Annotated in this window: 16 protein-coding genes; all 16 read left to right on the top strand. The window is 30.6% G+C overall.

Annotated elements, in window-relative coordinates; genetic code table 11:
* Position 1: 1 nt before the first annotated feature.
* The 16 genes from ACUSRV_RS12705 (at position 2) to ACUSRV_RS12630 (ending at position 12391) form a co-directional block, all read left to right on the top strand.
* Positions 2–283, top strand: a complete 282-nt coding sequence (locus tag ACUSRV_RS12705; protein WP_490142342.1) for a Dabb family protein — start codon at positions 2–4, stop codon at positions 281–283.
* Positions 284–490: 207 nt separating this feature from the next.
* Positions 491–1138, top strand: coding sequence for a fructose-6-phosphate aldolase (fsa, locus tag ACUSRV_RS12700; protein ID WP_490142341.1), 648 nt, complete (start codon positions 491–493; stop codon positions 1136–1138).
* A 167-nt stretch (positions 1139–1305) separates the two neighbouring features.
* Positions 1306–2307, top strand: coding sequence for a class II fructose-bisphosphatase (gene glpX / locus ACUSRV_RS12695; RefSeq protein ID WP_490142340.1), 1002 nt, complete (start codon positions 1306–1308; stop codon positions 2305–2307).
* Between the two features lie 172 nt (positions 2308–2479).
* Positions 2480–3868 (top strand): transcription termination factor Rho, encoded by a 1389-nt coding sequence (rho, locus tag ACUSRV_RS12690; protein ID WP_490142339.1) that lies wholly within the window; start codon positions 2480–2482, stop codon positions 3866–3868.
* A 114-nt stretch (positions 3869–3982) separates the two neighbouring features.
* Entirely contained in the window at positions 3983–4183 is a 201-nt protein-coding gene (rpmE, locus tag ACUSRV_RS12685) for a 50S ribosomal protein L31 (RefSeq protein WP_490142338.1), read from the top strand.
* A gap of 102 nt (positions 4184–4285) precedes the next feature.
* Positions 4286–4864: a thymidine kinase gene (locus tag ACUSRV_RS12680; RefSeq protein ID WP_490142337.1), complete on the top strand. Its 579-nt coding sequence runs from the start codon at positions 4286–4288 to the stop codon at positions 4862–4864.
* Between the two features lie 71 nt (positions 4865–4935).
* Entirely contained in the window at positions 4936–5877 is a 942-nt protein-coding gene (locus ACUSRV_RS12675; protein ID WP_490142336.1) for a DUF1385 domain-containing protein, read from the top strand.
* Positions 5843–6694 (top strand): peptide chain release factor N(5)-glutamine methyltransferase, encoded by an 852-nt coding sequence (gene prmC / locus ACUSRV_RS12670; RefSeq protein ID WP_490142335.1) that lies wholly within the window; start codon positions 5843–5845, stop codon positions 6692–6694. Before ACUSRV_RS12675 ends, prmC begins: the two co-directional genes overlap by 35 nt.
* Positions 6695–6738: 44 nt before the next feature.
* Positions 6739–7806, top strand: coding sequence for a peptide chain release factor 1 (prfA, locus tag ACUSRV_RS12665; protein ID WP_490142334.1), 1068 nt, complete (start codon positions 6739–6741; stop codon positions 7804–7806).
* A gap of 119 nt (positions 7807–7925) precedes the next feature.
* A complete protein-coding gene (locus ACUSRV_RS12660) occupies positions 7926–8606 on the top strand; it encodes a ZIP family metal transporter (RefSeq protein WP_490142333.1) in 681 nt (226 codons plus the stop codon).
* A gap of 22 nt (positions 8607–8628) precedes the next feature.
* Entirely contained in the window at positions 8629–9672 is a 1044-nt protein-coding gene (locus ACUSRV_RS12655) for an L-threonylcarbamoyladenylate synthase (RefSeq protein ID WP_490142332.1), read from the top strand.
* Between the two features lie 14 nt (positions 9673–9686).
* On the top strand, positions 9687–10157 hold the full coding sequence (locus ACUSRV_RS12650) for a low molecular weight protein arginine phosphatase (protein WP_490142331.1): 471 nt from the start codon (positions 9687–9689) through the stop codon (positions 10155–10157).
* A 53-nt stretch (positions 10158–10210) separates the two neighbouring features.
* Positions 10211–10663: a ribose 5-phosphate isomerase B gene (gene rpiB, locus ACUSRV_RS12645; protein WP_490142330.1), complete on the top strand. Its 453-nt coding sequence runs from the start codon at positions 10211–10213 to the stop codon at positions 10661–10663.
* Between the two features lie 11 nt (positions 10664–10674).
* Complete coding sequence (upp, locus tag ACUSRV_RS12640) at positions 10675–11304, top strand: uracil phosphoribosyltransferase (protein ID WP_490142329.1); 630 nt, start codon at positions 10675–10677, stop codon at positions 11302–11304.
* Between the two features lie 73 nt (positions 11305–11377).
* Positions 11378–11824 carry a deoxycytidylate deaminase gene (locus tag ACUSRV_RS12635; RefSeq protein WP_490142328.1) on the top strand — a complete coding sequence of 149 codons (447 nt, stop codon included), beginning with the start codon at positions 11378–11380 and terminating at the stop codon, positions 11822–11824.
* Between the two features lie 333 nt (positions 11825–12157).
* Positions 12158–12391, top strand: a complete 234-nt coding sequence (locus tag ACUSRV_RS12630; protein ID WP_490142327.1) for an AtpZ/AtpI family protein — start codon at positions 12158–12160, stop codon at positions 12389–12391.
* Positions 12392–12395 lie beyond the last annotated feature (4 nt).

The following is a 12395-nucleotide window of genomic DNA, read 5'->3' as shown; positions in this document are numbered from 1 at the left end:
CATGGTTAAACATATCGTGTTTTTTAAATTTGATAATAAAGAAGATATAAAAGAGGTAAAGAAAAGACTTTTGGATATGGACGGAAAAATAGATGTTTTAAAATACATAGAGGTTGGTGAAAATTTCTTGGAAAGTGAAAGAAATTACGACTTATGTCTTATAACTCATTTTGACACTAAAGAAGATTTAAAAATATATGCAGATCACCTAGTTCATGTTCCTGTAAAGCAATACATAAGTACAGTTGCGAAGTCTTCAGTTGTTGTTGACTACGAGATATAATTTTGTATTTTGGACTAAATATATGGTATATTTAATTTATAAAAAATAGAAAATATAATGGAGTGATTATATGAGTAAAAAAAGAAACAAAGCTCAAAGAATAATAGCTCTAAGCATAATAGGCATATTCGTATTCACAACAGTTGTTATGTCTCTTATGTATGCGCTATAAAATAATTTGTAAGTATAGAAAGGATGTATTTTAGAATGAAGTTATTTATCGATACGGCAAACGTAGATGAAATAAAAGAAATAAATGAGTGGGGAGTTATACAAGGGGTAACTACTAACCCATCTCTTATAGCTAAAGAAGGAAGAATATTTGAAGAAGTAGTAAAAGAAATAACAGATATAGTGGATGGTCCTATATCTGCAGAAGTAATATCTATGAATAGTGAAGAAATGATAAAAGAAGGCATCGAGTTAAGTAAAATAAACAAAAATATAGTTATAAAAATACCTATGTGTGAAGAAGGATTAAAAGCTGTAAAAGAGTTATCACAAAAAGGAATAAAAACTAATGTTACTTTGATATTTTCATCATTACAAGCTTTACTTGCAGCTAGGTCTGGAGCAACTTATGTAAGTCCATTTGTTGGAAGACTTGATGATATAGGGCAAGAAGGAATAGATCTTATATCAGAAGTAGCAAATATATTTGATATACACGGTATAGATACAGAAATAATATCAGCAAGTATAAGACACCCTCAACATGTATTGGCTTCAGCTAAAGCTGGCGCTCATATATCAACTATTCCGTATAATGTATTTAAACAAATGGTTAAACACCCTATGACTGATAGTGGTATAGATAAATTTTTAAAAGATTGGGAAAGTGTTCCAAAAAATTAAGTAAATAAATTATTTAAAAGCCTTAATATACAGTTATATTAGGGCTTTTTTGTGTTATATAAATACAATATGTACTACACTACTTATAAAAAGTATACAATAAATATTTACTAATAATTAAATGTGATATATAATTTTTATGTAATCATAAATAAGGAGATGAGACAATGGATAGAAATCTTGCATTAGAGTTAGTAAGAGTAACAGAAATGGCTGCGTTAATATCTTCAAAGTTTATGGGCAGAGGAGATAAAAACGGAGCAGATGGTGCAGCTGTTGAAGGCATGAGAAGAGCATTTGAATCAGTAAATGTAAGAGGAGAAGTAGTTATAGGTGAAGGCGAATTAGATGAGGCACCTATGTTATATATAGGAGAAAAAGTTGGTTGTGGAACTATAGATAGTATGGAAGTTGATATAGCTGTAGACCCACTAGAGGGAACTTCATTAATAGCAAAAGGGCTACCAAACGCGATATCTGTAATGGCTGTAGGGAAAAAAGGAAGCTTGCTTAATGCTCCTGATACTTATATGAAAAAAATAATTGTAGGGCCAAAGGCTAAAGGATGTATAGATATAAATGCATCTGTAGAAGAAAATATAACTAATGTAGCTAAGGCATTAAATAAGGATATAACAGATATAACTATAATAGTACAAGATAGAGAAAGACATAATGATATAATTTCTGCTGCTAGAAAAATGGGAGCTAGAATAAAACTGTTTAGTGATGGAGACGTTGCTACTGGAATTGCAACTTGTTTTGAGGAAACTGGTATAGATATGTTACTAGGTATAGGTGGAGCACCAGAAGGTGTTATAACTGCTGCCGCAGTTAAATGTATGGGCGGAGATATGCAAGGACAGCTATATCCTATGAGTGATGAAGAAAAACAAAGATGTTATGAAATGAACTTTACAGATGAAGATATAGAGAAAGTGCTTTATATGGATGATTTAGCAAAAGGAGAAGATTTATTCTTCGCTGCAACAGGAATAACTGGTGGAGATTTATTAAAAGGGGTTGTATCTCTAGGAGATCATAGAGCAACAACACAATCAGTTGTAATGAGATGTAAAACTGGAACTATAAGATTTGTAGATGCAATACACAGACTAGATAAAAATGATATATTAATAGATTTAATGAAAAAATATAATAATATATAAACTAGTTAAATTAAAGCCATACACTTATATAAGTGTATGGCTTTTTTATTTCTTGACCATAATATCAACTAGTGATAATATTTATTTAATAAAGATAACTATTCTTTTTCACACCTTTTATTCCCAACTGCTTACCTTAGAATATATTTTCATTGTACGAGGAGGATTTTTTTTGAATTTACAGGATAAAACATTAACGGAGATTAGAGATATAGCTAAAAATTTAGGAATAAAGTCGATTACCAAATATAAGAAAAGTGAACTTATAGATATTATCATCGATAAAAATAAGGAAGATAATAAAAATATAATAGATGAAAATGTACAAATAAATGTAGAACCAATAAGTGTAGAAAAAGAGAATAACGATATACAACAAGTTAGTACTATAGTAAATGAAAAAAAGTCTACGGAAGAAGTAAAGGTCGTAGTGGAATCTAAAATTGTAAAAGAAGATATAGTAGGAGGGGTATTAGAGATATTACCTGATGGATTTGGATTTTTAAGAGGTCCAAATTATCTTTCTACAGATCAAGATGTTTACATATCACCGTCGCAAATAAGAAGATTTAATATGAAAACAGGGGATAAAGTTACGGGAATAACTAGGCCTCCTAAAAGCGGTGAAAAATTCAGAGCTTTATTATATGTTCAAAAAATAAATGATGAACAACCGGATACTGCTACAAGAAGAAGGTCATTTGAGACTTTAACTCCTATATATCCAGACCATAAGCTTAAATTAGAAAAGGACTGTAGTGAAATATCTACAAGACTGATAGATTTAATTGCACCTATAGGTATGGGTCAAAGAGGGTTGATTGTAGCTCCTCCAAAGGCTGGTAAGACAATATTACTAAAGAGTGTAGCTAACAGCATAGCAAAAAATCACCCTAATGTAGAGCTAATAGTCCTTCTTATAGATGAAAGACCTGAAGAAGTTACAGATATGCAAGAGTCTATAGATGGTGAAGTTATATATTCTACTTTTGATCAAGTATCAAGCCATCATGTGAAAGTTGCAGAAATGGTTTTAAATAGAGCGCAAAGACTTGTAGAACACGGCAAAGATGTAGTTATATTACTAGATAGTATAACTAGACTTGCTAGAGCTTACAACTTAACTATATCTCCAACAGGCAGAACTCTATCTGGAGGGTTAGATCCTGGAGCCCTTCACGGACCTAAGAAATTTTTTGGTGCAGCTAGAAATATAAGACAGGGAGGTTCCCTTACTATATTAGCAACAGCACTAGTTGAAACTGGGTCTAGAATGGACGATGTTATATTTGAAGAATTCAAAGGAACTGGAAACATGGAACTTCATTTAGATAGAAAACTAGCTGAAAAGAGAATATACCCAGCTGTAGATATATACAAATCAGGAACTAGAAGAGAAGATCTATTACTTACAGAAGAAGAAAAAACGTCTTTATGGAAACTAAGAAAAGAGATGAGTAATAAGTCTATTATAGAGGTTACAGAGGAAGTGTTACAACTTCTACAAAAAACTAAAAATAATGATCAATTTATAGAAATTATTAAAAGAATTTGGAATTAATAAACATCAATATTACTCTTGAACTACTAAAAGACCTATGATATAATGGTATAGTTGAAAAAAAGAGTAATTAAAATTAATATACTAATGAGTAAAAGAGAAGAGGTGACAATAATGCAAAACGAAATACAACCAAAATACAATGAAGTTGAAGTACATTGCGCTTGCGGAAATACATTCAAGGCTGGTTCAACTAATGATGAGATAAGAGTTGAAATATGTTCAGAATGCCATCCTTTCTATACAGGAAAGCAAAAGTCTATAGACAAAGGTGGAAGAATAGACAAGTTCAAGAAGAGATTCAAAATAGACTAATTGTAGATAGGGAGTTGGTAAACCAACTCCTATTTTTAATTATAAGAAAAGTATAATTTATCTGAGCAAAGCAATTTTTTTATGTAAAAGTGAGGTGCTAAAATGTACAGACCTGTCAATCATGGATACATAGAAGTGGCAATTGGGCCTATGTATAGTGGAAAAAGCGAAGAGCTTATTAGAAGAATGAAAAGGGCAAAAATAGCTAAGCAGAAAATAATGGTTTTTAAACCTGCCATAGATAATAGATATAGTAAAGATGATGTAGTATCTCATAGTGGAGACAGTATAGGTGCAATTCCTATAAAAGAATCAAAGGATATATACGGATATTTAGACGAAGATGTTCAAGTAGTAGGCATAGATGAGGTTCAATTCTTTGATGAAAATGTAGTTAACGTAGCTATAGATTTAGCTGATAAAGGAATAAGGGTAATATGTGCTGGTCTTGATATGGACTTTAGAGGAGAACCATTTGGACCCACTCCACAATTATTAGCTGTTGCTGAATTTGTAGATAAACTGCAAGCTATATGCTCTGTTTGTGGACAACCCGCTACAAGGTCTCAAAGACTTATAAATGAAAATCCAGCTAAGTACGATGATCCTATAATACAGATAGGAGCCGTAGAGAGCTATGAAGCTAGATGTAGAAAATGTCATGTTATAGACATGGAATAAATAATAAAGCACCTTATAATAAGGTGCTTTATTATTTATATATATGGTAATATTATAATGGAGGTGATGTTTTGAAAAAAGAATTTGTAGGTGGCCAAGCTGTTATAGAAGGCGTTATGATGCAAAATAAAACTAAAAGAGCTATAGCTGTTAGAAAATCAGATGGAAATATAGAACTTGATAAAAAAAATATAAAGAGTTGGGTAAGAGATAAAAATATTGACAAGGTACCTTTCGTTAGAGGTGCTTTTATGTTAATAGATAGTATGGTAGAAGGAATTAAAAGTCTTAATTTCTCATCGCAGTTTTTTTTAGAAGAAGAAGAAGAGTCAAAATTTGATGAGTTTATAAGAAAAATATTTAAGGATAAAGCCACAAATGTAATGATATATATATCTTTGTTTATATCAATTATAATATCTATGGGATTATTCGTTTTTGTACCAACTATGATAGGTGGAATTTTTAAGAGTGTAGTAGATAATACTATAATATTGCACTTAGTAGAAGGGGTTATCCGTATAACCATACTTTTGTTGTACTTGTACTTTATCTCAAAGGTTGAAGATATAAAAAGAGTCTTTGAATACCATGGAGCAGAACATAAAACCATACATTGTTATGAGAGTGGTTTAGATTTGACTGTAGAAAATGCAAGAAAATTTACTACACTACATCCTAGATGTGGAACTAACTTTTTATTTATAGTTATGATTATATCTATAATAGTTTTTTCATTTTCAGGATGGCCAAATTTAGTTATGAGAGTTATAACTAGGCTGTTGTGCATGCCTATAGTAGCTGGTATAGCTTATGAAATAATAAGATTTTTTGGGAAATTTGATAATATAACTACTAAGATATTTTCATATCCAGGGCTGATGCTTCAAAAGATAACTACAAGAGAGCCTGATGATAGGCAATTAGAAGTAGCTATAACTGCTTTAAGAGCAGTATTAGATATAGAGGTGAGATCTGATGACGATAAAAGATGCGATTTTACAGTACACTAATGAATTGAATAATATAAGTGATAGTCCTCGTCTGGACACAGAATTGCTAATTAGGAAAGCATTAGGAGATGTAGATAAATTATATATTCATTTAAATTTTAATAAAGATTTAACATGTGAAGAAAAAAATAAGCTAATAGACATGGTAGACCAACGAAAAAAAGGTAGACCTATAGCCTATATACTAGGGACCAGAGAATTTATGGGATTAGATTTTTATGTAAAAGAAGGTGTTTTAATCCCAAGACCTGATACAGAAATATTAGTAGAAGAAGTTATAAATTTATGTAAAAGTATACAAAATCCATTTATATTAGATATAGGAACTGGTTCTGGTGCTATAAGTATAAGCTTAGCTAAATATATATCACATTCAAAAATTTATTCATTTGATATATCGGATACAGCCCTAGAGGTGGGAAATATAAATGCTATAAGCAACAATGTAGAAGATAAAATAAGTTTTGTTAAATCTGATTTGTTTGATTTCATAGAAGATAAAGATATTATCTTTGATGCCATAGTATCTAATCCTCCATATATAAGAAAAAAGGACATGCCGACTTTACACACTCAAGTTAAAGATTATGAACCACATATAGCTCTAGAAGGTGGAGAAGATGGATTAGATTTTTATAGAAGAATAACAGAAGAATCTATAAATCATATAAAAGAAAATGGAATACTAGCTTATGAGGTAGGCCATGACCAAGCGTTAGATGTTAAGGATATAATGATACAAAATGGATATCATAATATAACGATAAGGCAAGACTTAAGTGGTATAGATAGAGTTGTTATAGGACATAAAATATGATATAATGAAAAATTGATATGCTACTAATAGAGAGGTGAACGGAAATGCTGGAAAAATTACAAGTTCTAGAAGTTAAATATAAAGAAATAAGTGAAAAGATAGCTGATCCAGAAGTAATAAATGATCAGAAGGTATGGCAAAAATATATTAAAGAACATTCAGATTTAGAAACTATAGTTATGAAGTATAGAGAGTATAGAGAAGTTATGGATAGTATAAAGGAATCTAAACAAATACTTCAGGAAGAATCTGATGAAGAATTAAGAGAATTAGCTAAAATGGAATTATCTGAATTAGAATGTCAAGTAGAGCCCTTAGAAAGTGAATTAAGAATATTAATGTTACCATCAGACCCTAATGATGATAAGAATGTTATTGTCGAAATAAGAGGTGGAGCTGGCGGAGATGAGGCGGCTTTATTTGCTGCAAATTTATTTAGAATGTATGCTAGATATGCAGAAAGACATCGTTGGAAAATAGAATTAATGAGTACAAATGAAACAGGCGTAGGGGGATATAAAGAAGTTTCTTTCTTAATAAAAGGTAAAGGTGCTTATTCTAAACTAAAATATGAATCTGGAGTTCATAGAGTTCAAAGAATACCTGCAACTGAATCAGGAGGTAGAATACACACATCAACAGCTACAGTAGCAGTTTTACCAGAAGTAGATGATGTTGAAGCTGTTAATATAAATCCAAATGATTTAAGAATAGATGTTTTCCGTTCTTCTGGTAATGGTGGACAAAGTGTTAACACTACTGACTCTGCAGTTAGAATAACACACATACCTAGTGGAGAAGTTGTATCATGCCAAGATGAAAAGTCACAGTTAAAAAATAAAGAAAAAGCATTAAAGGTATTACAGGCTAGATTATATGATAAAGCTTTAGCTGATCAAAATAAAGAAATAGCAGCTGAGAGAAAGAGTCAAGTTGGTACTGGAGATAGATCTGAAAGAATAAGAACTTATAACTATCCTCAAGGAAGAGTGACTGATCATAGAATAAATCTAACATTATATAAATTAGATTCTTTCTTAGATGGAGATATAACTGAGATGATAGACGCTTTAACAACTGTTGATCAAACAGAAAGAATGCAAGCTGTATAAATCCCTATTTTATAGGGGTTTTTTTGTAGGATTTTTCAAATCTTATTTCTATATAAGCATAATAGATTTATTTATTTCATAAATACTACTAATTATGTTTATTTGGAGGTGTATATAGTGTGATTTGGAAAATAACATTAATAGGTTTATTGGCTGGTGTAATAGGAACAGGTTTAGGGGGAATGATATCATCAATATTTAGAAAGAATGTAAGTAAATATTTAGACTTTTTTATGGGCTTGTCTGGAGGGATAATGCTTGCTGTAGTAGTATTTGACTTGTTAAAGGAGTCTATGAATGAGATAGGTGTAATATTTACGATTATAGCCACATTTATAGGTGCTTTAATAAGTATGTTTATAAAAGATAAAATTCATGTTGAAGGAAGCTTAAAAGCTGGATATCTTATATTTATAAGTATATTATTACATAATTTACCGGAAGGCTTAGCTATAGGGTCTTCATTTATGTCTGCTGAGAAGTTAGGTATGACTTTAGCAATAGTTATAGGAATACATAACATTCCAGAAGGTCTAGCCATGGGACTTAGTTTAGTAGGTGGAAAAATAAAGATTAGAACAATGATTTGGATGACTATAATAGCTGGAATTCCAATGGGAATAGGAAGTTTTTTTGGTGCTTATTTTGGAGGGTTGTTTCATGCTATGATAGGAGTTTTTTTGGCAGTAGCAGGAGGAACTATGATGTATGTAACGCTAGAAGAGATATTTCCATCTTCAAAGACTATGTACTCTATATTCGGTTTTTTGGTAGGTATGGTAATAGTGAAATTAATATAAACTAATGGGAGGAGAGAGACTAATGAAAAATACTATATTGAGTAATATAGATAAAGAAAATATAGATATTGATGAAATAAGAAAACATGCAAATTTATTAAAACAAGGGGCAACAGTAATATTTCCTACAGAAACAGTTTATGGATTAGGTGCAAATGCTCTTGATGAAGGAGCTGTAGCAAAGATTTATGAGGCTAAGGGAAGACCTAGTGATAATCCACTTATAGTTCATATATGTGATAAAAAAGATTTGTACAATCTAGCGAATAACATAAGTGAAAAAGCAGAAATGATAATGGATAAATTTTGGCCAGGCCCACTTACTATAATATTTCAAAAAAAGGATATAATACCTAATAGAACTAGCGGAGGACTGAATACAGTAGCTGTAAGAATGCCATCACATCCTATAGCAATATCTTTAATAAAAGAAAGTGGTGTTCCTATAGCTGCACCATCTGCAAATATATCAGGGAGACCTTCTCCAACAAATGAAAAGCATGTATATGAAGAAATGAATGGACGTGTAGATGGAATTATATTAGGTGGGGATTGTAATTATGGGTTGGAATCTACTGTACTAGATTTAACTAATAATATTCCTATGATATTAAGACCTGGAAGTATAACTAAAGAGGATTTAGAAGAATATTTGGGAAGAGTAGATATAGACCCTGCATTAATAAAAAAAGAAGATAATATAGTCGCTAAAGCTCCAGGAATGAAGTATACTCATTACTCACCAGAAGCAGATGTTTACATAGTGTATGGAAATAAAGAAGATACTATGAATAAGATAAACTACTTAATAAATGAAAATAATAATAATGGATTAAAGTGTGGAGTAATGTGTATGACTCAACATATAAATAGGTATAATGGAGAAGTGATAGGGTTAGGAGACAATCTAGAAGAAGTAGGATATAACTTATTTAAATCTTTAAGAGAAATGGATAAAAAGGGTGTAGATATAATATATTCTGAGGCTTTTGAAGATAGAGGAGTAGGTCAAGCTATAATGAATAGATTATTAAAATCTGCAGGATATAAAATAATACAAGCTTAGTAGAAGGTGATTAAATGAATATAGTTATAGTATGTACAGGAAATACATGTAGGAGCCCTATGGCAGAGGCAATACTTAAAGATGCTCTTATAAAAAGAGGAGAAGAAATAGATAAATTTAATATAACTTCATCAGGAATTTCAACTATAGACGGGTTAGATGCATCTAATCATTCAATAAGTGCTTTGAAAGAAATGAATATAGATTTAAAAAATCATAAAAGTAAATTATTAACTCTGGACTTAGTAAAAAAATCGGATTTAATACTAACTATGACTAAAGCACATAAGGATATAATATTAAACTCTATGCCGCAGTTTTCAGACAAGGTATTTACATTAAAAGAGTTTGCTGATGATAAAGATATGGATATAGTAGATCCATTTGGAGGAAATTTAGAAATTTATAAATTTACAGCAAGAGATATACAAAATACAATAAATAAACTTGTAGACAAAATTCTACAAAAAAAGAAGGATAAATAAAATCCTTGTCGAATATAATATAGATTTTAGTATTTTATATGGAGGTATTCAATATGAAAATAGGAATTGGAAGTGACCATGGCGGATACAGATTAAAAGAAGATATAAAAAAATACCTTGAAGATAAGGGTATAGAATATGTTGACTTTGGTGCAGATAGTGCTAATACTTCTGTTGACTATCCAAAATTTGGACTTGCAGTTGCTGAAGCAGTTGTAAATAAAGAAATAGAAAAAGGAATAGTATGTTGTGGTACAGGAATTGGTATATCTTTAGCAGCTAATAAAGTTCCTGGAATAAGATGTGCTGTAGTATCAGATACTTTTTCAGCAAAAATGTCTAGAGCTCACAATGATGCAAATATGTTATCTTTGGGAGAACGAGTTTTGGGCAGAGGATTGGCGCTTGAGATAGTTGAAGCTTGGTTAAATGAGGAATTTGAAGGAGATAGACACCAAAAAAGAATAGATATGTTATCTGAAATAGAAAAAAAATATAATAAATAGGAGGAATTAATATGGGAAAGGTTGTAGTTATAGATCATCCACTAATTCAGCACAAACTTACTTTAATGAGAGATAAAAATACTGGTTCTAAGGATTTTAGAGAATTACTAACAGAAATATCTATGATCATGGGATATGAAATAACAAGAGATTTACAATTAGAAGAAATAGAAATAGAAACGCCTGTTGTTAGAACTAAGTCAAAGATAATATCAGGTAAAAAATTAGGAATAATTCCTATATTAAGAGCTGGTCTTGGTATGGTAGATGGTCTTGTTAATTTAATACCGGCAGCTAAAGTTGGACATGTTGGATTATATAGAGATCCAGAAACTTTAAAACCTGTTGAGTATTATAGCAAGTTGCCTCAGGATATAAATGAAAGAGATATAATAATAGTTGATCCTATGCTTGCTACAGGAGGGTCTGCAGTCGCAGCAATAGACGTATTAAAGGCAAACGGTGCTAATAATATAAAACTAGTTAATATAGTATCTTGCCCGGAAGGAATAGAAGAAGTTCAAAGATGTCATCCTGATGTAGATATATATGTTGCATCTATAGATGAAAAGTTAAATGACCATGGATATATAGTTCCTGGTCTTGGAGATGCAGGAGATAGAATATTTGGAACTAAGTAATAGATTGTTGTATAATTTGAGTATCTATATTTTTATATAGATACTTTTTTTATAACTTAGAGGAGGAATAAATATGAGACCATCTTGGGATGAATACTTTATGGAGATAGCGGATATAGTTAAAAAGAGATCAACATGTTTAAGAAGGCAAGTGGGAGCTGTAATAGTAAAAAATAAGCAGATATTATGTACTGGATATAATGGAGCTCCAAAAGAATTAAAGCATTGTAGTGAAATAGGATGTAAAAGACAGGAATTAAATATTCCATCTGGAGAAAGACATGAATTATGTAGAGCTTTACATGCAGAACAAAATGCAATAATACAAGCTGCCTATAATGGTGTAAGCATAAAAGATTCAACGTTATATGCTACAACTAGACCTTGTATATTGTGTGCTAAGATGTGCATAAATGCTGGTATTAACAGGATTGTGTTTAAAGGAGATTATCCAGACGAAATGTCAGTTCAAATATTAAAAGAAGCTGGAATTGAGCTAGTGAATATTCTTCAAGATTAATTATTTTGATAAATTAGGAATAATTAGAATAGTAAAGGAATTGATGCAATAACAGGCGTAAATGAACTAAAAATGGTATAAAAACTGTTTTCTTGGCGGTTGTAAAAAGAATAATAATGAATATAATATAGTAATACCAATTAAGAAGGTTCTACAAATCCATAGATATTGCATATCATTTTGATAATAAGGGGCGGTAGACAAATTTTTAACAATTATGTAATAAAATATGTTGACTATGTAGAAATATGGAGTTAAAATTAAAAAAAGTGAATTGAAAAACTTTACAAAATATAAAGACAATTTATCAATTTGATAGGAGTTAAGTTTTTTATGAGCAAGAAAAAGGAAATTTTTGATGTTGTAAGTCTCTTAAGTTTAGTAACGCAATTAGGACTTATGATGGTTATACCAATTCTAGGGTGTACACTATTAGGAAAATATATAGATGATAAGTTAAACACAACTCCTATATTTTTGTTAATACTGTTAATACTAGGTATAGGTGGGGCCTTTTCTGGTGTTTATAAAACTGTAATTATGTATACAAGGACAAAAAGGAAGTGATGTT

Source organism: Sporacetigenium sp. TC11 (assembly GCF_058146105.1).
This window is presented reverse-complemented; position numbering and strand designations above follow the sequence as displayed.

What these genes read in the sequence shown, in the direction of transcription:
- ACUSRV_RS12705 (WP_490142342.1), top strand. Translation starts at nt 2, where the DNA reads ATGGTTAAACATATCGTGTTTTTTAAATTTGATAATAAAGAAGATATA.
- glpX (WP_490142340.1), top strand. Translation starts at nt 1,306, where the DNA reads ATGGATAGAAATCTTGCATTAGAGTTAGTAAGAGTAACAGAAATGGCT.
- ACUSRV_RS12650 (WP_490142331.1), top strand. Translation starts at nt 9,687, where the DNA reads ATGAATATAGTTATAGTATGTACAGGAAATACATGTAGGAGCCCTATG.
- rpmE (WP_490142338.1), top strand. Translation starts at nt 3,983, where the DNA reads ATGCAAAACGAAATACAACCAAAATACAATGAAGTTGAAGTACATTGC.
- ACUSRV_RS12680 (WP_490142337.1), top strand. Translation starts at nt 4,286, where the DNA reads ATGTACAGACCTGTCAATCATGGATACATAGAAGTGGCAATTGGGCCT.
- fsa (WP_490142341.1), top strand. Translation starts at nt 491, where the DNA reads ATGAAGTTATTTATCGATACGGCAAACGTAGATGAAATAAAAGAAATA.
- upp (WP_490142329.1), top strand. Translation starts at nt 10,675, where the DNA reads ATGGGAAAGGTTGTAGTTATAGATCATCCACTAATTCAGCACAAACTT.
- ACUSRV_RS12630 (WP_490142327.1), top strand. Translation starts at nt 12,158, where the DNA reads ATGAGCAAGAAAAAGGAAATTTTTGATGTTGTAAGTCTCTTAAGTTTA.
- prfA (WP_490142334.1), top strand. Translation starts at nt 6,739, where the DNA reads ATGCTGGAAAAATTACAAGTTCTAGAAGTTAAATATAAAGAAATAAGT.
- ACUSRV_RS12635 (WP_490142328.1), top strand. Translation starts at nt 11,378, where the DNA reads ATGAGACCATCTTGGGATGAATACTTTATGGAGATAGCGGATATAGTT.
- rpiB (WP_490142330.1), top strand. Translation starts at nt 10,211, where the DNA reads ATGAAAATAGGAATTGGAAGTGACCATGGCGGATACAGATTAAAAGAA.
- prmC (WP_490142335.1), top strand. Translation starts at nt 5,843, where the DNA reads ATGACGATAAAAGATGCGATTTTACAGTACACTAATGAATTGAATAAT.
- ACUSRV_RS12655 (WP_490142332.1), top strand. Translation starts at nt 8,629, where the DNA reads ATGAAAAATACTATATTGAGTAATATAGATAAAGAAAATATAGATATT.